The sequence below is a fragment of the Bosea sp. 124 genome (assembly GCF_003046175.1).
Taxonomy (GTDB): Bacteria; Pseudomonadota; Alphaproteobacteria; order Rhizobiales; family Beijerinckiaceae; genus Allobosea.
In genome coordinates this window covers 453,854-471,341 of the sequence record NZ_PZZM01000001.1, presented here as the reverse complement: position 1 = coordinate 471,341, position 17,488 = coordinate 453,854, and the positions used below count along the sequence as shown (strand labels likewise).

Below are 17,488 nucleotides of genomic sequence, written 5' to 3'. Positions count from 1 at the left end.
GCGAGGATGGGGAGCGGCGCCGGGCCAAAGACACCCGCGCGCGGAGCCGGGCGGCGCCCAGCAGGCGTCGCATCGACACTTCGACACCGACCCTCGACATCGGCACGCGGCAAGAGCCGCGTCGCCCGGCTCCGCGCATCCCCTGTGGGATCGCCCACCGAAAACCCCGCGGCCTAAGGCCGGACGGGGCTTCTGGCGCGAGGCCTGCCGCCCCAGCGTGGCACGAGCCGCCGCCCGCTCAATGCGCCCGTGCGACGCAGAAATCGACCGTCTCGTTCAGCGCCTGTTTCATCGCGGAGGCCGGGAACAGGCCGAGCGCGTCCTTGGCCATCTTGGCGTAGTGCTCGGCGCGCTCGATCGTGTCGTCCAGCGCCCGGTGGCGCTTCATGATCGCCTGCGCTTCCTCGATGTCGCCGTCGCCGATGTCGCCATCCTGCAAGGTGCGCTTCCAGAAGGCGCGCTCGGTATCGCTGCCGCGCCGGAAGGAGAGCACGACCGGCAGGGTGATCTTGCCCTCGCGGAAATCGTCGCCGGTGTTCTTGCCGAGCTTGGTCGCGACGCCGCCATAGTCCAGCGCATCGTCGATGAGCTGGAAGGCGATGCCGAGATTGAGCCCGTAGCTGCGGCAGGCGGCGGCATCGGCCTTGGAGCCGTTGGCGATCACCGGGCCGACCTCGCAGGCGGCCGCGAACAGCTCCGCCGTCTTGCCGCGAATCACGGCGAGATACTCGTCCTCGGTCGTCTGCGTGTTCTTGGCGACGGAGAGCTGCAGCACCTCGCCCTCGGCGATCACGGCCGCCGCGGTGGAGAGAATGTCGAGCGCGCGCAGCGAGCCGACCTCGACCATCATCTTGAAGGCCTGGCCGAGCAGGAAATCGCCGACCAGCACGCTCGCCTCGTTGCCCCAGAGCATCCGCGCCGCGAGCTTGCCCCGGCGCATGTCGCTCTGGTCGACGACATCGTCATGCAGCAGCGTCGCGGTGTGCATGAACTCGACCGAGGCCGCGAGCTTGACATGGCCTTCGCCGCGATAGCCGCAGAGTTCCGCCGTCGCCAGCGTCAGCATCGGCCGCAGCCGCTTGCCGCCCGAAGAGATCAGATGGTTCGCGACTTCGGGAATCATCGTCACATCGGAGCCGGTGCGCGACAGGATCATCGCGTTGACGCGTTCCATGTCGGCGCGCACCAGATCGACCAGCGTCTCGATTCGGGCCGTGCTGACGCCTTGGCCGGCTTCCTTGTCTTCGAACGCGACGACGACGCCCATATCCATCCACTCCGGCGGCTTGCGCAGCTTGCGGCGCCGTGAAGCCTTGCCACAACCGTCGCATGCGTGACCAGCCCCCGCAAATCGGCAATGACGCCGCAGCCCCATCGAAGGATGACGACGGGGGGCTTGCGCGCCGGCGCCCGGACGGGCTCCATCGCGCGATGCACGAACTCGTCCGCACCAATGACATCGTCCTGCTCGGCGCCATCGAGGCGTTGCTGGCCTCGGCGAATCTCGATTGCCTGATCGCCGACCAGCACATCAGCGCGCTCGAAGGCATGATCGGTGTCTTCCCGCGCCGCCTGCTCGTGCGCGAGGTCGACCGCATGCGCGCCCGCGCCCTGCTGATCGAGGCCGGCTTCGGCGGCGAGCTGCGCGATGGCTGAGGCGTCTTCAGGCCTCGGCGAGGTCGTCGAGGACCGGCTGCTCGATGGCCGGCTCGTCCTGCGGCAGCCGCGGCGCGGCCACCGTGCCGGCAGCGACGCGATCCTGCTCGCCGCCGCGGTACCGGATCTTGGCACGGGCCCGCTGCTCGATATCGGCGCCGGCGTCGGGACGATCGGGCTCGCCTGCGCGCTGACCCGGCCGGATCTGCGCGTCGTGCTGCTGGAGCGCGATCCCGAACTCGCGGCGCTGGCAGCGGGCAATGCCGCGCTCAACCGTCTGGCGGAGCGTGTCTCGGTCGTGACGGGGGACATTGCTGGCCCTGCGGCGGCGCTCGGCTTGCCGGCGGCGAGCTTCGCCTGCGTCGCGATGAACCCGCCTTTCTATCCGCCGCGCGAGACGAAGGCCTCGCCCGTGCCGAACCGGCGCGCGGCCCATGTCGCTGAGGGCACGCTCGATCCCTGGTTCAGGGCGGCGCGCCGGCTGCTGCGGCCGGGCGGCCGGATCGTGCTGATCCACCGCGCCGAGGCACTGGCGGAGATGCTGGGCGCTCTCGCCACCGGCTTCGGCGATGTTGCCATCCGGCCGGTCCATGCGCTGGCCGACCGTCCGGCGATCCGGATCATCGTGACCGCCGTGCTGAACAGCAGAAAGCCGGCAGCGCTGCTGCCGGCTTTCGTTCTCAACCATCCCGATGGCGGCTTTACGCCGGAGAGCGAGGCGCTGCATCGCGGCCAGGCGGCGCTTTCGATGGCGGTCGAGACCGCGCCGCCATCGCCGCCGCGCGATCAGTAATAGTAGCGCGGCCCGTAGAACGGCACGATCGGCGGCACGAACACCGGCGGCGGCGGGCCGTAGAAGCGCGGCGGCCCATAATAGCGGCGCGGGCCGTAATAGCGCGGCGGGCCATAGTAGCGCCGCGGCCCGTAATAGCGGCGCGGCGGGCCATAATAGTACTGCGCCTGCTGCAGCAGGCCGGTCTCGGCCTGAAAGGCCTGGCTGGCGGCGACAGGCGCCGCGCTGGCCGGTGCTGCGGCCAGCGAAAGACCGCCCAGGGTCGCCGTGGTCGCGATGGCGAGAAGCGTCTTGCGGAACATGGCTGTGATCCTCCTCGATTGGGCGCCGCCAGCATCCGCTGTGCGGTCAACCGCCGTCCTGAGTGGAGGCCGGGGCCTCCGGAGCTGAACGGCACGATGCCGCGCCGTCCAGCCTGTCTTCACATTGCGGCCGTATCTCGGCGGCTCCATCCTGGTGCGCTGGCTGGCCTCAGCGGCAGACACGCACCGGGCGGACGACCCAGCCATAGCCGGTCCAGACACGGCGCTGGGTGACGAAGCAGCGCGGACGATAGGCCGGGCGGCCGTAATAGCGCGGCCGGCCATAATAGCGGCGCGGGCCGTAATACTGTGCCTGCTGGACGAGATCGCCCTCGGCGGGTGCGGTCTGGAATGTGCCGGCCGAAACGGGGGCGGCCGTCGCGGGCGCGGCAGCGAAGGCCGAGGCGGCCAGGGCCAGCGCGCCGAAGGTCGCGGCGGCGATGCGGGATGACAGCATGGTGGTCTCCTACTCGACTTCAAAGACCGCCGATCCGGCTCAAGCGCTCGCCCCGAACGCCGCGGATCGTGCGGTTGGTGGGACGTTATCGCCCCAAGGATGAACAGAACCTGTCCGGCCCGGATTCGGGCCCGCGCTTGACCAGAGCCCTCGCCAGACCCTAAGCACGCGGCCATTCCCGTCATTTGGAAGGCTTCGACATCTTGTCCGTCCTCGCCTCGCATTCCGCCGCCGCGGCCTCGCCCGCGATGGACCCGACCCGCTCCTTCCAGGGGCTTCTGCTGACCCTGCAGCGCTTCTGGGCCGAGCGCGGCTGCGTCGTGCTCCAGCCCTATGACATGGAGGTCGGCGCCGGCACCTTCCACCCGGCGACGACGCTGCGCGCGCTCGGGCCGAAGCCCTGGAAGGCGGCCTATGTCCAGCCCTCGCGCCGCCCCAAGGACGGCCGCTATGGCGAGAACCCCAACCGTCTGCAGCACTATTACCAGTTCCAGGTCATCCTGAAGCCGTCGCCGCCGGATCTGCAGCAGCTCTATCTCGACTCGCTGCGCGCCATCGGCGTCGACCTTGCCTTGCACGATGTCCGCTTCGTCGAGGACGACTGGGAAAGCCCGACGCTGGGCGCCTGGGGGCTGGGCTGGGAGTGCTGGTGCGATGGCATGGAGGTCAGCCAGTTCACCTATTTCCAGCAGGTCGCCGGTGTCGAATGCGCCCCGGTGGCGGGCGAGCTGACCTATGGCCTCGAGCGCCTGGCGATGTATGTCCAGGGCGTCGAGAACGTCTACGACCTCAACTTCAACGGCGGCGAGGGCGAGGACCGCATCTCCTATGGCGACGTCTTCCTGCAGGCCGAGCAGGAGTTCTCGCGGCACAATTTCGAGCACGCCAACACCGAGATGCTGTTCCGCCACTTTTCGGATGCCGAGGCCGAGTGCAAGGCGCTGCTGGCGGCCGGCGAGGGCGCCGATGACGCCCGCCACGCGCTGGCCCTGCCGGCCTATGACCAGTGCATCAAGGCCAGCCACATGTTCAACCTGCTCGATGCGCGCGGTGTGATTTCGGTCACCGAGCGCCAGAGCTACATCCTGCGCGTCCGCGAACTCGCCAAGGCCTGCGGCGCCGCCTGGCTGAAGACGGCGGGCGGGGGAGCCAACTGATGCCCGATCTTCTCCTCGAACTCTTCTCCGAAGAGATCCCCGCCCGCATGCAGCGCAAGGCGGCCGACGATCTGCGCAAGCTCGTCACCGATGCGCTGGTCGAGCGCGGGCTGGTCTATGAGGGCGCGAAAGCCTTCGCCACGCCGCGCCGGCTCACGCTGCATATCGCCGGCCTGCCCGTGCGCGGCCGCGACATCCGCGAGGAGCGCAAGGGCCCGCGCGTCGGCGCGCCCGAGGCCGCGGTGCAGGGCTTCCTCAAGGCGGCGGGTTTGGCCTCGCTCGACCAGGCGACCATCGTCAGCGATCCCAAGAAGGGCGACTCGTACGTCGCCATCATCGAGAAGCCCGGCCAGGAAACGGTCGCGGCCATCGCCGAGATCGTCCCGGCCGTGATCCGTGCCTTCCCCTGGCCGAAATCGATGCGCTGGGGCAAGGCCTCGGCTGCGGGTGCCAGCCTGCGCTGGGTCCGCCCGCTGCATGCGATCCTGTGCACCTTCGGCGCCGAGACCGAGGACACCGAGATCGTGCCCTTCGAGGTCGACGGCATCGTCTCCGGCAATGTCACCTATGGCCACCGCTTCCATGCGCCTCAGCCCATCACGGTCCGGCGCTTCGAGGATTACGTCGCCTCGCTGGAGAAGGCGAAGGTCGTGCTCGATGCCGACCGGCGCAAGGAGATCATCCTCGCCGATGCCAGGACGCTGGCCTTCGCGCAGGGGCTCGATCTCGTCGAGGACGAGGGGCTGCTGGAGGAGGTCGCAGGCGTCGTCGAATGGCCGGTCGTGCTGATGGGCTCCTTCGAGGAGCGCTTTCTCGACATTCCGGCTGAGGCGATCCGCGCCACCATCCGGGCGAACCAGAAATGCTTCGTGCTGCGGCAGTCGCCGGGCGCCGCGGCGGAACCCTTCCCCCTTGCGGGGAAGGGCAGGGATGGGGGGCGGGAGACCGGGTCCGACGCTCACCAGGCGGCACGCCCCTCCTCTCCAACTCTCCCCCACGAGGGGGGAGAGGGCAGGTCGGGGCTCGCCAACAAATTCGTCCTCGTCTCGAACCTGATCGCCAGCGATGGCGGCGCGGCGATCACTGCCGGCAATGGCCGCGTCGTGCGCGCCCGCCTCTCGGATGCCGCCTATTTCTTCGCGACCGACAAGGGCAATCTGCCCGATCTCGACACGCTGAAGGACAGCGCCGAAAAGCTCGGACTCGACCTGTCGAAGGCGCTCGACCAGCGCATGGCCAAGCTCGACAAGCTCGGGGTGATCTTCCATGCCAAGCTCGGCACGCAGGGCGAGCGTGTCCAGCGCATCGCGGCGCTGGCGCGCGAACTGGCCCCCATCGTCGGCGCCGATCCGGATCTGGCCGGGCGCGCCGCCAAGCTCGCCAAGGCTGACCTGCCGACCGAAATGGTCGGCGAATTCCCCGAGCTTCAGGGGCTGATGGGCCGGAAATACGCGGAGTTGCAGGGCGAAGACGCCAGCGTCGCCGCCGCCATCGAGGAACACTACAAGCCGCTCGGCCCCTCCGACCGTGTCCCGGCCGATCCAGTTTCGGTGGCGGTCGCGCTCGCCGACAAGCTCGACACGCTGGTCGGCTTCTGGGCCATCGACGAGAAGCCCACCGGGAGCAAGGACCCCTATGCGCTGAGGCGGGCGGCGTTGGGGGCTATTCGGTTGGTGGTTGAGAATGGGGTGAGGCTGCCGCTTTTAGAGCCGTTGGCTATTCAGCAGATCGTTATTGCTGATGGGATGCGAAACCGGGACGCTGAGTCTGCCAAAAGCGCGCTCTCCCACGCTCAAGGCATGTATGACGCCCTCCGAACTGAGGATCGCATTGATCCGCTCGAAAGCCGCAGCGCAAGAGCTTTTTCGAGCTATGGGGACCCAGATGGAATCGCCAACGACCTCCTCTCCTTCTTTCACGACCGTCTGAAAGTCATGCTTCGCGACCAGGGCGCGCGGCATGATCTGGTCGATGCGGTGCTGGCGGGCGCGACGGCAGAACCCTTCCCCCTCGTGGGGAAGGGCAGGGATGGGGGGCGGGCGACTGGGTCCGACGCTCGCCAAGCGGAGCTCCCCCCCACTCCAACTCTCCCCCACGAGGGGGGAGAGGGCGCGTCGAGGGGCTCCGACGATCTCCTCCTGATTACCCGCCGCGTCGCCGCGCTCGGTCGCTTCCTCGAAACGGAAGACGGCAAAAGCCTGCTTGCCGGCTACAAGCGCGCCGCCAACATCCTCAAGGCCGAGGAGAAGAAGGACGGCGAGGGCGCCTTTGCAGGCAGTGCCGATCTCCAACTGATCGCGCAGGCCGGTCTGATCGAGGAGAAGGCGCTGGCTGTCGCGCTCGCGCAGGCGACGCCGAAGGCCGAGGCCGCTGTCGCCGCCGAGGACTATGAGGGCGCGATGTCGGCGCTGGCCGAGCTGCGGCCCGCGGTCGATGCCTTCTTCGACAAGGTCACGGTCAACGATCCTGATCCGGGCCTGCGCGCCAACCGGCTCAAGCTGCTGAACCAGCTCCGCGAGGCGACCCGCGCGGTCGCGGATTTCGGGCGGATCGCGGGGTAATTCCCGCGTCTGGGGAAGCGCGCGGGGAACCCTCTCCCATAGGGAGAGGGCAGGGTGAGGGGTCGGCCGTTTGACACTTTGGCAGTGGCCCGACTGGCCTGCTGCCTCGCTGTAAGCTCACCACCTCACCGGTCCAGGGGCCGACACCTCACCCCTGCCCCTCTCCTTACAGGAGAGGGGTTCCCCGCGTTTCGCCCCTCCAGCGCGCCGCTTTTTGCCGCGTAACGGAACCTATTCCCGCCCTGCGACGTTCTGTCAGCGGATTGGGGTGCTGCGAATGCGTCGCGGCATCGGCTCCGGGGGGCCGGCTGACGGCCGATTTCAAAGGTTCATTTCAATGGGCATTCTCATTTCGCTGCTGATCACCGTTCTCGTCATCGGCCTTGTGCTTTATCTCGTGCGCATGCTGCCGCTCGATGCGCAGATCAAGAACGTCGTCCAGATCATCGTCATCGTCATCGGCATCATCTCGCTGCTGCGCTATCTCGCGGTGTTCTGAGGTTCGACGGGGGGCGCCGAAGCGCCCCCAATTGACGCTGCGCTTGCGCTCATGCACACTTCGATAGGTCCAAGGGCCCCGGACGTTTCGCGTCGCGGGGCCCTTTCCTATTGCAGGGCGACATCGCGATGAACGCGCCGAACCGCACGACCCATATCCGGCTGACCTCGCATCCCGAGCCCGGCAGCGCCGCGACGCGCTTCCCGATCCGCTGGGGCGCCGGGACGATCGCCGAGCGCGGGCCGGTCATCGCCTCGACCACCACCCCGGCAGACCGCAACGTCATCGGCGCCCATGGTGGTTCCTATTCGATCTATCGCGCGCTCGCGATTTCGGCCCGCGCCATGAACCCCTCCCAGCGCCCGGACCTGCACAACACCCATCCGACAGTCGACATCCCCGAGCAGCCGCAATGGTTCCAGCCCGGCAAGATCGTCTCGATGGACCCGTTCGGCCATCGCGTCGCGCAGGATTTCGGCCAGTGGATCGGCGAGGGCATCGACATCCGCCCGACCATCGCCATCACCAGGGCGCGGCTCAACCTGCCCGAGATCCTTGCCGCCATGGCGGCGCACCGGCTCGCGGCCGACGGCCACATCCTGCACGCCTCCGGCGATGTCAGCGTCACCAAGATTGCGATCGACCCGGTCTGGCACCTGCCCGGCATCGCCGAGCGCTTCGGCACCAGCGAGAACGAATTGCGTCGCACGCTCTTCGAGCAGACCGGCGGCATGTACCCCGAACTGGTGACGCGGCCGGACCTGCACGTCTTCCTGCCGCCGATCGGCTCGATCACGGCCTATGTCGTCGGCGAGGTCTCGGCCATCACCGATCCGAAGAAGCGCGTCGCCTGCCGCGTCCATGACGAATGCAACGGCTCGGACGTTTTCGGCTCCGACATCTGCACTTGCCGGCCCTATCTCGTCCACGGCATCGAGGAGGCGGTTAAGGAGGCGCAGGGCGGTGGCGTCGGCCTGATCGTCTATAACCGCAAGGAGGGCCGGGCGCTGGGTGAGGTCACGAAATTCCTCGTCTACAATGCCCGCAAGCGCCAGGAGGGCGGCGACAGTGCCGCGACCTATTTCGAGCGCACCGAATGCGTCGCCGGCGTGCAGGACGCCCGCTTCCAGCAACTGATGCCGGATGTGCTGCACTGGCTCGGCGTCACCCGGATCGACCGGCTGATGTCGATGTCGAACATGAAATATGACGCCATGGTCGAGAGCGGCATCGAGATCGGCGAGCGTGTCGCGATCCCGCCCGAGTTGATCCCGCCCGACGCCTCCGTCGAGATCGAGGCCAAGAAGGCGGCGGGCTATTATTCGCCGGATGGCGCGCCGGGCGACAATGCCCTGAAGGCGACCGTCGGCCGCGACCTCGACAAGTTTTGAGCGGCGCCCTCATGCTTTTCTCCAGCGTCAACAAGGCTTCGACTGGCCGCGCGCTTCTCCCTCCCCGCGCCTGCGGTGGGGAGGGCTGGGGCGGGGGGCAGTGCCGCTCGGCAAGCCGCTTCAGGACGGAGCTCCGGCTTTCTGGCCCCCCATCCCTAACCCTTTCCCACCACAAGTGGCGGGAAGGGAATATCTGGTGCGGTCTCTGATGCCCGAGCGCGATCCGGAGGCTCTGCGCCTTCTTCTGAAGCCCGCCGCCGTCCGCGCCCGTGCGCAGGAGATGCTGGAGCTCGGCCTCGTGGGCCGGCTGCTGCATTTCACCGTCCATCCCGAACGGCTGGAGGCCTGTGCCGACTACGTGCTCCAGACCATCCGGGCGAACTATCCGACGCTCGACATTCCCTTCCACGCGCGCTGGCGCCATTTCGTCGTCGCCGGCATCGACCGCTGGAGCGTGCTCGACCTCGCCGCGCATTTCGGCGACGCAGAAGAGCGCGGGCGTGCCGCCTATGATCTCGCGATCGTCAGTGTTCTGCTCGATGCCGGCGCCGGGCCGGACTGGTCCTATCGCGACGCGGTCAGCGGCCGGCAGGTCGGCCGCTCCGAGGGGCTGGCGCTGGCCTCGCTCGACATGTTCGCCGCCGGGCTGTTCTCCAGCGACCCGGCGCAGCCGCTGCGGGTCGACACCGCCGCGCTGAAGCGGCTCGATCCGGCGACGCTGGCCGCAGGCTTCCAGGCCGGCCCGGCCAATCCGCTCCTGGCCGTCGACGGCCGCGCCGCCCTGCTCAACCGGCTGGGCGAGGAGCTGGAACGTCACGGCATGACGCGGCCGGGCGACCTGTTCGACCGCTTCTTCGCCGCCGCCGAGACCGGGACGCTGCGTGCCAGCCATCTTCTCGGAGAGGTTCTCGTCTGTTTCGGCGGCATCTGGCCGTCGCGGCTGACGCTGGCCGGCGTCGCGCTCGGCGACACCTGGCGCCACCCCCTGATCGCGCCGGGTGCGACCACAGCCGGCCTCGTGCCCTTCCACAAGCTGTCGCAATGGCTGACCTATTCGCTGATCGAGCCGCTGCAATGGGCCGGCATCGCGGTCATCGACATCGACGAACTCACGGGCCTGCCGGAGTATCGCAATGGCGGGCTGTTCCTCGACACGGGCGTCATCGCCCTGAAGAACGAGGCGGATGCCGCCGGCGCCCATGAGGTCGGCTCGGTGCTCGTCGTCGAATGGCGGGCGTTGACGGTGGCGCTGCTCGACGAGATCGGCAGCCTGATCCGTCAGCGGCTCGGGCGCAGCCGCGAGGACCTGCCGCTCGCCAAGGTGCTGGAGGGCGGCACCTGGGCGGCGGGCCGGCGTATCGCGGCCGAGAAGCGCGAGGGAGGCGGCCCGCCCCTGACCATCATCAGCGACGGCACGGTATTCTAGCTTCGACCCGGGAGAGACAAACGAGATGACGAAGAGCCAGGACGGGGTCACCGTCGTCGATCACCCGCTGGTCCAGCACAAGCTCACGCTGATGCGCGAGAAGGACCGCTCGACCAAGAGCTTCCGCCAGCTCCTCAACGAGATCGGCATGCTGCTCTGCTACGAGGTGACGCGCGACCTGCCGATCGAGCTGGTCGAGATCGAGACGCCGCTGACGAAGTCGATGCAGCCGATCATCGCCGGCAAGAAGATGGTGTTCGCGCCGATCCTGCGCGCCGGCGTCGGCTTCCTCGACGGCATGCTCGAACTCGTGCCCGCGGCCCGTGTCGCCCATATCGGCCTCTATCGCGATCCCGACACGCTGCAGGCGGTCGAGTACTACTTCAAGGCGCCCTCCGACGTCGCCGATCGCATGATCGTGGTGATGGACCCGATGCTGGCGACCGCCAATTCCGCCGTCGCCGCGATCGACCGGCTGAAGGAGCGCGGCGCGAAGGATCTGCGCTTCGTCTGCCTGCTGGCGGCGCCGGAAGGCATCCAGCGCCTTCGCGGCGCCCATCCCGATGTCCGCATCTGGACGGCGGCGATCGACGAGAGGCTCAACGACCACGGCTATATCGTGCCGGGCCTGGGCGATGCCGGCGACCGCATGTTCGGCACGCGTTGAGGCCGGACCGCCGGCGCAACAGTGTTGTGCGGTTTTCGGCGAAGGCTGATGTCTTCAAAGGAGATGCCTTCAAAGGAAAAGCCCGCCCCCTGCAGGAGCGGGCTTCGATCCGACCGCACGGCCAGGTCTCGATGACGCGGCCCTGCGGCGGATCATGCAGGATCAGTTGATGATCTGCACGATGCGGCGGGTGCGCGGTTCGACCACGACAGCACGCTCATTCACGACGGTGTAGCGATAGCCCGGCACGTTATACTCGGGCGGCACCTCGCGATAGACGATGCCCTCATCCGGAAGCATCGTGCCGACTGCGACAGGGCGGGCATAGGTGTAGGACGGCAGGCCCTGTTCGATCACATAGGTCCGGAAGCGCGGCGTATCGTCGACCATCGTGCCGCCGGCAGGGTCACGCGTCAGCGCCGGCCCGGGGGCCACCACACCGAGCGCCGGATCGCGCGTCGAACCGCCGGTCGGATCACGAACGACAGGGCCGCTGCCCTGCGCGAAAACGGTGGCGGGAAGCACGGTCAGCGCGGCGGCGAAGGCGAGTGTCTTCATCATGGTTGCTCTCCCTGAAAGCGTGGGGTTGTCAAACCAACCAGGCCGCGGCGCTGAGGTTCCGGCAAAACTGCAAGGGGGGAGCCTCAATCGAACGCAAACATGAAAAAAGCCCGCCCCGTTTCCGGGGCGGGCCGTGAATCTGCGTTCGGGGACGCCGATTCTGTCGATCACTCGATGATCTGGACGACGCGGCGGGTGCGCGGCTCGACCAGCACCGGGCGATCGTTGACGACCGTATAGCGATAGCCCTGCGCGCCGTATTCGGCGGGAACCTCGCGATAGGTCACGCCCTGCTCGGGCAGCACGGTGCCGACCGCGACCGGATCAGCGTAACGGTAGGACGGCACGCTCTGCTCGACGACATAGGTGCGGAATCGCGGCGAGGCAGCGTCGCCGATGATCGCGCCGACGACCGCGCCGCCGACACCGCCGACAGCCGCGCCGACGGGACCACCGACGATCGCGCCGCCGATGGCACCCGAGGTCGCGCCGCTGACGGCACCGCCCGTGGCGCCGCCCGAGGGCTGCGTCTGGACCTGGGCCTGGGCGAAGGCCGTGGCCGGGATGGCGACGATGGCGGCAACAAGAGCAAGCTTCTTGATCATGGTTGTTCTCCTTCCGAGAGAAAGTTCGGGGGGACAACAGCCATAGGCCGCGACGGTTCCGCAAAAATCGGTCACGACTTGTTAGCGGGCGTCAGGCGGCAGCGCGAAGCGCTGACATATCAAGATGTTGCCGCGTCAGCGGGCTGTGCCGACAAAGCATGGCCCGAAACGAAAAACGGCGGGCCAGGGCCCGCCGTCAGGATGTCCTTGGCGCTGCCGGCTTACTTGGGAGCGGCCTTCAGGGCCGGGTCCAGCTTGGCCGCATCCCGCTTGATCAGGGCCGCGAAGCCGTCCGGCTGGCGCTCGGCGGCGGTCGGAATCACGGTGCCCAGCTCGAGCAGGCGCTTCTTGGTGGTCTCGTCGTTGAGCGCCTTGTTGAGCGCGTCGACCAGCCGGTCGACGACCTCCTTCGGCGTGCCCTTCGGCGCGGCGATGCCGTTCCAGGCCTCGATCTGGTATTCCGGAAGGCCGGCTTCGGTCGTCGTAGGCACGTCCGGCAGGGCCGGCGAGCGCTGCGCCGAGGCGATGGCGTAGGCCTTGATCGTGCCGGCCTTCACCTGCTCGGCGACGCTGACGATCTGGTCGCACATGAAATCGATCTGGCCGGAGACGAGATCGTTGAGCGCCGGGCCCGTGCCGCGATAGGCGACGGCGTTGAGCTTCGGCACGCCGAGCTGCCCCTTCAGGAGTGTGCAGGTCGTCCAGGAGACCGAGCCGAGGCCGGCATGGGCCTCGTTGAACTTGTCCGGATTGGCCTTCACGGCCGCGACGAAGGCCTTGAGATCGGCCGCCTCGAGATTCTTGCGGGCGACGATCAGGATCGGCGTTCCGCCGGCCAGGCCAATCGGCTGCATGCCGTTCAGCGGATCGTATTTCAGGTTGGGATAGGTGGCGGGCGCCGCCGAGAAGGTGCCGAGATGGCCCATCGCGATGGTGTAGCCGTCGGGCGCCGCCGTCAGGGCCCGGGTGATGCCGGTGGTGCCGCCGGCGCCGGCGACGTTTTCGATCACGACCTGTTGGCCGAGCGTCTTGGACATGTGGTCGCCGACGATGCGCGCGATGATGTCGGTCGGTCCGCCGGCGGCGAACGGAACGATCATCGTGACGGGCTTCGTCGGGTAGGTCTGTGCGGTCGCGCTTCCGGCGAAAGCCAGCGACACCGCGGCCGCGAGGCCGAGTGCAAGTTTCTTCATGGCGGATCCTTCCTCTTTATCGTTGGGAGGCAAAGTGGGGCCGCACCTTTGGCACGGCAACCCCGTCATTCGGTGAAGACCTCGTCGCGCTTCTTGTTGATCGACGGCAGCAAGGCGACGACCAGAATGGCCACGGCGACGACCAGGAGCCCGGCCGAGATCGGGCGCTCGACGAAGGTCATGAACGAGCCGCGCGAGATGATCAGCGCCTGGCGGAGCTTCTCTTCCATCAGCTTGCCGAGCACGAAGCCGAGCAGCATCGGAGCCGGTTCGAAGCCGAGCTTGATCAGCAGGTAGCCGAACAGCCCGAACATGGCGGTGAAGGCGACGTCCACCGGCTGGTTGTTCACCGAGTAGATGCCGATGCAGCAGAAGATCAGGATCGACGGGAACATCAGGCGATAGGGCACCTGCAGCAGCTTCACCCAGACCCCGACCAGCGGCAGGTTGATGATCAGCAGCATCAGGTTGCCGATCCACATCGAGGCGATCATGCCCCAGAATAGCTCCGGGTTCTTGGTCATGACCTGCGGGCCGGGGATGATGCCGTGGATCGTCATGGCGCCGACCATCAGCGCCATCACGGCGTTGGGCGGGATGCCGAGCGTCAGCAGCGGGATGAAGGCCGTCTGGGCGCCGGCGTTGTTGGCCGATTCAGGCCCCGCCACGCCCTCGATCGCGCCCTTGCCGAAGCGGGACGGATCCTTGGCGATCTTTTTTTCCAGCGTATAGCTCGCGAACGGCCCCAGCACCGCGCCATTGCCCGGCAGGATGCCGAGAATGCCGCCGATGAAGGTGCCGCGCAGTACGGGCGCGGCTGACTGCTTGATGTCGTTCCAGTCCGGCAGGAGCCGGCCGATCTTGGCGCGCACCACATCCCGGGTCTCGGTGTTCTCGAGGTTGCGCAGCACCTCGGCGAAGCCGAACACGCCCATTGCCAGCACGGCGAAGTCGATGCCGTCGGCGAGCGGGGCGAAGCCCATCGTCATGCGCTCCTGGCCGGTCTCGAGGTCGGTGCCGACGGTGGAGAGCAGCAGGCCCAGCATGATCATGCAGAAGGCCTTGAGGATTGAGCCACGCGCCAGCACGACGGCAAAGCACAGGCCCATCACCATCAGCGAGAAATACTCGGCCGGGCCGAACAGCAAGGCGAGCTTGGTCAGCGGGGCGCCGAGCGCCGCGATGAACAGGGTGGCGACGCAGCCGGCGAAGAAGGAGCCGAGCGCCGCGGTGCCGAGCGCCACGCCGGCGCGGCCCTGCTTGGCCATCTGGTGGCCGTCCAGCGTCGTCACGACCGAGGTCGCTTCGCCGGGGATGTTGACCAGGATGGCGGTGGTCGAGCCGCCATATTGCGCGCCGTAATAGATGCCGGCGAGCATGATCAGGGCGCCGACCGGGTCGAGCCCGAAGGTGATCGGCAGCAGGATGGCGATGGTGGCGATCGGGCCGACGCCCGGCAGAACGCCGATCAGCGTGCCGACGAGACAGCCGGCGAAGCACAAAGCGAGGTTCTGGAGCGACAGCGCGACGCCAAAGCCGAGAGCGAGATTGGAGAACATATCCACGGCGTCAGATTCCCAGCAGCCAGGGTGCGAGCGGGATCGGCAGCGACAGCGCGTATTTGAACAGCAGCGCGCAGGCCGTGCTCATCGCCACCGCGAAGATCACCAGTTCTTTGGGCCGGAAATCGTCGGCCGCCAGACCCGAGATCAGGATGACCAGCGGGCCGGCCACGGCCAGGCCGAGCTGCGGCACATGGATCGGTCCGAAGTCGAAGCCGCGAATGCACAGCGCGAAGACGCAAGCCGCACCCAGGACGAAGAAGACACCGCGCCAGGACCAGCCCGACAAGGCCTCGCCATGGAAGCGCAGGCTCGACAGCACCAGCAGCGCGCCGAGGCCCGCGCAGATCACCGCGAAGGACTTCGGCAGCATGCCCGGCCCGAGCTGGCGCAGCGTGCCCATGGGGAGCTCCCAGGACATGATGATGGCGATCGCCGCGAGCAGGATCATGAACAGCCCTGCCGCCAGATCCTGGGTGGACCGGACGCGAATGCCCTGTGCCCTTTCGATTTGGTTCAAACTCATCAGGCTCCTCCGACTGACGACCCGACGAGGCGGGCCGCACGTTTCAGCTTCGTGGCGGGAATGGCGAATGGCAGGACATGGCGTTCGTCGATCAGGGTGACGCTCTCGCGCAGGATCGCGAGGAAATCGTCGCGGGGGCCGAGCCGCTGCTGCGGCCGCCAGGCGATGCCGACGAGCGCGCCGGGCGGCGGCGGATCGAGCAGGGCGCCGCGCAGGCGCCGCATCGCCACGCCCGGAAAGCTCAGCCGCGAGACCCAGTCCGGCGCCAGCGCCATGCCGAGCCCGGCCGCGACGGCCGACATCATCGCCGGCTTCTCCGTCGCCTCGATGCTGACATTGGGCACGGTGCCCACGCTCTCGAAATAGGCCATCACCAGATCATAGGCGAAGGGCCGGATCCGCTTGGAGGGTACGACGAAGGGCTGGCCGACGAGATCCTGCATCGTCAGGTGCTCGTGCGCCGCCAGCGGATGCGTCTCGTTCAGCACCACGATCGGACGTTCGACGCGCAGCACCTCGAACGCGCAGTCGGTCGGCTTGCGCGGCGGCCGGGTCAAGGCGAGGTCGAGCTTGCCGGCCTCCAGCATCTGGATGAGGGGGGCCGTCATCGCCTCGACGAATTTGATCTCGACGCCGGGATAGCGCTCGCGGAAGGCGACCAGAGCCTCGGGCACGAAGCTCGACGAGGCGGCATCGATCGCCCCGATCCTCAACACCTTGCCCGACGCGAGCGAGGCCTCGCGCACGGCCCGCGAGGCGTGCTCCATCCGGGCGAGGATGCCCTTGGCTTCTTCGAGCATGATCAGGCCGGCACGGGTCAGCGCCACCTGCCGGGTGGTGCGGGTCAGCAGGACGCAGCCGAGCTCTTCCTCGAGCGTACTGATCTGCCGGGAAAGGGCTGGAGGCGCGAGACCGAGCCGCTCGGCCGCTCGGCCGAAATGAAGCTCCTCCGCCACCGCGATGAAACATCGCAGTTGCCGAACATCCATGGTGTTCCTCTGATCCCCTCTGGCGTATCGTTGGCTCGATATCTTCCAGTCGTCACCGTGAAGCCGATAGCGGCTCAGGCCGCGAAAGCGACCCTAGAACAATTCATAATTTTTTGGCAACAAACCTCGGCGCGATCGATGGGGATCGCGGCCGTCAGGTCGCGCTGGCCGCTTGCCTCCGCCGGAACAGCCGCCCGTCGATCAGGGCGAGCCCCGCGAAGATCGCAGCCATGCCGGCGAAATGGCGCGGCAGCAGGCTCTCGCCGAGAAGCCCGACGCCGAGCAGGATGGCGCTGACCGGAATCAGGAAGGTCACCAGCATCACATTCGTCGCACCCGCGCGCCGCATGATCTCGAAGAAGATCACATAGGCCAGCGCCGTCGAGATGAGCGCGAGACCGACAAGCGCGCCCGCCGCCTGCCAGCTCGGCACCGGCAAGGCCCAGGGCGGCGCGAAGGCGAGGACGATCGGCAGCATCATGAGGCTGGTGGCGCTGAGCTGCCCCGTCGCCGTGACCAGCGGCGGCAGCTCCCGGAAGCGGCGGCCATAGAGGCCCGAGAAGCCATAGGAAAGCGCCGCGCCGAGGCCGGCGAGCTGCGCCAGCAGCGAGTCGCCGAAGCCCGACACGGCGTCCGGCCCCATCAGGATGGCGACGCCGCACAGGCCCGCGAGCACGCCACCTATCTTTAGAGGCGTCGCCCGCTCGTTGCGGCCGAAGACATGCGCCACGACCACGCCGAAGACCGGCGTGGTCGCGTTCAGGATGGCGGAGAGCCCGCTCGGCAGCTGCGTCTGGCTCCAGAAGATCAGGCAGAACGGGATCAGGTTGTTGAGCAGCCCCATGCCGAAGAAGGAGCGCCACATCGCGCCGCCCACGGCGAGGTCGAGGCCCCGCGCGCGCAGCACGAGATAGAGCGCCCCGGCCGCCAGCGCGCAGCGCGCCTGCACCACCATCAGCGGCGGCCATTCGCCGACGGCGATCTTGCCGAAGAAGAACGATCCGCCCCAGAGCACCGAGAGCAGCAGCAGGAGAAGCCACTCGCGAAGGCCCATCGCAGGGGTGGTGGAGGATATGGAGGCCATCGCACAGACCTAGATTCGATGACGGCGGAGACTCCACCGTTCGCCGGCTGTTAGACCGG

The 17,488-nt window shown here is 68.0% G+C and carries 17 protein-coding genes and 2 pseudogenes; 9 read left to right on the top strand and 10 right to left on the bottom strand.

What is annotated here, in order from left to right; all coding sequences use genetic code 11:
• Positions 1-238 precede the first annotated feature (238 nt).
• Complete coding sequence (locus C8D03_RS02250; RefSeq protein ID WP_108051100.1) at positions 239-1,267, bottom strand: polyprenyl synthetase family protein; 1,029 nt, start codon at positions 1,265-1,267, stop codon at positions 239-241.
• 62 nt (positions 1,268-1,329) lie between these two features.
• On the opposite strand from C8D03_RS02250, the gene C8D03_RS02245 reads away from it, so the two are divergent.
• Both C8D03_RS02245 and C8D03_RS02240 read left to right on the top strand, forming a co-directional pair.
• Positions 1,330-1,656 (top strand): putative signal transducing protein, encoded by a 327-nt coding sequence (locus C8D03_RS02245; protein WP_465246424.1) that lies wholly within the window; start codon positions 1,330-1,332, stop codon positions 1,654-1,656.
• On the top strand, positions 1,649-2,449 hold the full coding sequence (locus C8D03_RS02240; RefSeq protein ID WP_108044810.1) for a tRNA1(Val) (adenine(37)-N6)-methyltransferase: 801 nt from the start codon (positions 1,649-1,651) through the stop codon (positions 2,447-2,449). The genes C8D03_RS02245 and C8D03_RS02240 overlap by 8 nt, the downstream gene beginning before the upstream one ends.
• Here the strand turns inward: C8D03_RS02240 and C8D03_RS02235 are convergent.
• On the bottom strand, positions 2,443-2,751 hold the full coding sequence (locus C8D03_RS02235) for a hypothetical protein (protein WP_108044809.1): 309 nt from the start codon (positions 2,749-2,751) through the stop codon (positions 2,443-2,445). The two genes, C8D03_RS02240 and C8D03_RS02235, sit on opposite strands and share 7 nt — an antisense overlap.
• Positions 2,752-2,920: 169 nt before the next feature.
• Positions 2,921-3,208, bottom strand: coding sequence for a hypothetical protein (locus C8D03_RS26345; RefSeq protein ID WP_181300608.1), 288 nt, complete (start codon positions 3,206-3,208; stop codon positions 2,921-2,923).
• Between the two features lie 248 nt (positions 3,209-3,456).
• On the opposite strand from C8D03_RS26345, the gene C8D03_RS02225 reads away from it, so the two are divergent.
• The 7 genes and pseudogenes from C8D03_RS02225 (at position 3,457) to upp (ending at position 10,909) form a co-directional block, all read left to right on the top strand.
• A complete protein-coding gene (locus tag C8D03_RS02225) occupies positions 3,457-4,365 on the top strand; it encodes a glycine--tRNA ligase subunit alpha (protein ID WP_108051096.1) in 909 nt (302 codons plus the stop codon).
• Positions 4,365-6,350 (top strand): annotated as a pseudogene (locus tag C8D03_RS02220) (glycine--tRNA ligase subunit beta); the annotation flags it as partial. The gene C8D03_RS02225 and the pseudogene C8D03_RS02220, both read left to right, overlap by 1 nt.
• A 135-nt stretch (positions 6,351-6,485) precedes the next feature.
• Positions 6,486-6,926 (top strand): annotated as a pseudogene (locus C8D03_RS27030) (DALR anticodon-binding domain-containing protein); the annotation flags it as partial.
• Between the two features lie 337 nt (positions 6,927-7,263).
• Positions 7,264-7,425, top strand: a complete 162-nt coding sequence (locus C8D03_RS26340) for a Thivi_2564 family membrane protein (protein ID WP_181300606.1) — start codon at positions 7,264-7,266, stop codon at positions 7,423-7,425.
• Positions 7,426-7,553: 128 nt separating this feature from the next.
• Positions 7,554-8,816 carry a GTP cyclohydrolase II gene (locus tag C8D03_RS02215; protein WP_108051094.1) on the top strand — a complete coding sequence of 421 codons (1,263 nt, stop codon included), beginning with the start codon at positions 7,554-7,556 and terminating at the stop codon, positions 8,814-8,816.
• 208 nt (positions 8,817-9,024) lie between these two features.
• Complete coding sequence (locus C8D03_RS02210; RefSeq protein ID WP_108044806.1) at positions 9,025-10,242, top strand: URC4/urg3 family protein; 1,218 nt, start codon at positions 9,025-9,027, stop codon at positions 10,240-10,242.
• 25 nt (positions 10,243-10,267) lie between these two features.
• The gene (upp, locus tag C8D03_RS02205; protein WP_108044805.1) at positions 10,268-10,909 is read left to right on the top strand and encodes a uracil phosphoribosyltransferase; all 642 of its coding nucleotides are present in this window, start codon (positions 10,268-10,270) and stop codon (positions 10,907-10,909) included.
• Positions 10,910-11,071: 162 nt separating this feature from the next.
• Here the strand turns inward: upp and C8D03_RS02200 are convergent, their stop codons facing one another.
• From C8D03_RS02200 to C8D03_RS02170, 7 genes are all read right to left on the bottom strand, one after another.
• Positions 11,072-11,470, bottom strand: a complete 399-nt coding sequence (locus tag C8D03_RS02200; protein WP_108044804.1) for a DUF1236 domain-containing protein — start codon at positions 11,468-11,470, stop codon at positions 11,072-11,074.
• A gap of 167 nt (positions 11,471-11,637) precedes the next feature.
• Positions 11,638-12,075 carry a DUF1236 domain-containing protein gene (locus tag C8D03_RS02195; RefSeq protein WP_108044803.1) on the bottom strand — a complete coding sequence of 146 codons (438 nt, stop codon included), beginning with the start codon at positions 12,073-12,075 and terminating at the stop codon, positions 11,638-11,640.
• Positions 12,076-12,296: 221 nt separating this feature from the next.
• Complete coding sequence (locus C8D03_RS02190) at positions 12,297-13,268, bottom strand: tripartite tricarboxylate transporter substrate-binding protein (protein ID WP_108044802.1); 972 nt, start codon at positions 13,266-13,268, stop codon at positions 12,297-12,299.
• 65 nt (positions 13,269-13,333) lie between these two features.
• A complete protein-coding gene (locus C8D03_RS02185) occupies positions 13,334-14,827 on the bottom strand; it encodes a tripartite tricarboxylate transporter permease (RefSeq protein WP_108044801.1) in 1,494 nt (497 codons plus the stop codon).
• A gap of 10 nt (positions 14,828-14,837) precedes the next feature.
• On the bottom strand, positions 14,838-15,356 hold the full coding sequence (locus C8D03_RS02180; RefSeq protein WP_108044800.1) for a tripartite tricarboxylate transporter TctB family protein: 519 nt from the start codon (positions 15,354-15,356) through the stop codon (positions 14,838-14,840).
• Complete coding sequence (locus C8D03_RS02175) at positions 15,356-16,345, bottom strand: LysR family transcriptional regulator (RefSeq protein ID WP_108044799.1); 990 nt, start codon at positions 16,343-16,345, stop codon at positions 15,356-15,358. The genes C8D03_RS02180 and C8D03_RS02175 overlap by 1 nt, the downstream gene beginning before the upstream one ends.
• Positions 16,346-16,499: 154 nt before the next feature.
• The gene (locus C8D03_RS02170; RefSeq protein ID WP_248308316.1) at positions 16,500-17,429 is read right to left on the bottom strand and encodes a DMT family transporter; all 930 of its coding nucleotides are present in this window, start codon (positions 17,427-17,429) and stop codon (positions 16,500-16,502) included.
• Positions 17,430-17,488: the final 59 nt, after the last annotated feature.

What these genes read in the sequence shown, in the direction of transcription:
- C8D03_RS02250 (WP_108051100.1), bottom strand. Translation starts at nt 1,267, where the DNA reads ATGGGCGTCGTCGTCGCGTTCGAAGACAAGGAAGCCGGCCAAGGCGTC.
- C8D03_RS02245 (WP_465246424.1), top strand. Translation starts at nt 1,330, where the DNA reads ATGCGTGACCAGCCCCCGCAAATCGGCAATGACGCCGCAGCCCCATCG.
- C8D03_RS02240 (WP_108044810.1), top strand. Translation starts at nt 1,649, where the DNA reads ATGGCTGAGGCGTCTTCAGGCCTCGGCGAGGTCGTCGAGGACCGGCTG.
- C8D03_RS02235 (WP_108044809.1), bottom strand. Translation starts at nt 2,751, where the DNA reads ATGTTCCGCAAGACGCTTCTCGCCATCGCGACCACGGCGACCCTGGGC.
- C8D03_RS26345 (WP_181300608.1), bottom strand. Translation starts at nt 3,208, where the DNA reads ATGCTGTCATCCCGCATCGCCGCCGCGACCTTCGGCGCGCTGGCCCTG.
- C8D03_RS02225 (WP_108051096.1), top strand. Translation starts at nt 3,457, where the DNA reads ATGGACCCGACCCGCTCCTTCCAGGGGCTTCTGCTGACCCTGCAGCGC.
- C8D03_RS26340 (WP_181300606.1), top strand. Translation starts at nt 7,264, where the DNA reads ATGGGCATTCTCATTTCGCTGCTGATCACCGTTCTCGTCATCGGCCTT.
- C8D03_RS02215 (WP_108051094.1), top strand. Translation starts at nt 7,554, where the DNA reads ATGAACGCGCCGAACCGCACGACCCATATCCGGCTGACCTCGCATCCC.
- C8D03_RS02210 (WP_108044806.1), top strand. Translation starts at nt 9,025, where the DNA reads ATGCCCGAGCGCGATCCGGAGGCTCTGCGCCTTCTTCTGAAGCCCGCC.
- upp (WP_108044805.1), top strand. Translation starts at nt 10,268, where the DNA reads ATGACGAAGAGCCAGGACGGGGTCACCGTCGTCGATCACCCGCTGGTC.
- C8D03_RS02200 (WP_108044804.1), bottom strand. Translation starts at nt 11,470, where the DNA reads ATGATGAAGACACTCGCCTTCGCCGCCGCGCTGACCGTGCTTCCCGCC.
- C8D03_RS02195 (WP_108044803.1), bottom strand. Translation starts at nt 12,075, where the DNA reads ATGATCAAGAAGCTTGCTCTTGTTGCCGCCATCGTCGCCATCCCGGCC.
- C8D03_RS02190 (WP_108044802.1), bottom strand. Translation starts at nt 13,268, where the DNA reads ATGAAGAAACTTGCACTCGGCCTCGCGGCCGCGGTGTCGCTGGCTTTC.
- C8D03_RS02185 (WP_108044801.1), bottom strand. Translation starts at nt 14,827, where the DNA reads ATGTTCTCCAATCTCGCTCTCGGCTTTGGCGTCGCGCTGTCGCTCCAG.
- C8D03_RS02180 (WP_108044800.1), bottom strand. Translation starts at nt 15,356, where the DNA reads ATGAGTTTGAACCAAATCGAAAGGGCACAGGGCATTCGCGTCCGGTCC.
- C8D03_RS02175 (WP_108044799.1), bottom strand. Translation starts at nt 16,345, where the DNA reads ATGGATGTTCGGCAACTGCGATGTTTCATCGCGGTGGCGGAGGAGCTT.
- C8D03_RS02170 (WP_248308316.1), bottom strand. Translation starts at nt 17,429, where the DNA reads ATGGCCTCCATATCCTCCACCACCCCTGCGATGGGCCTTCGCGAGTGG.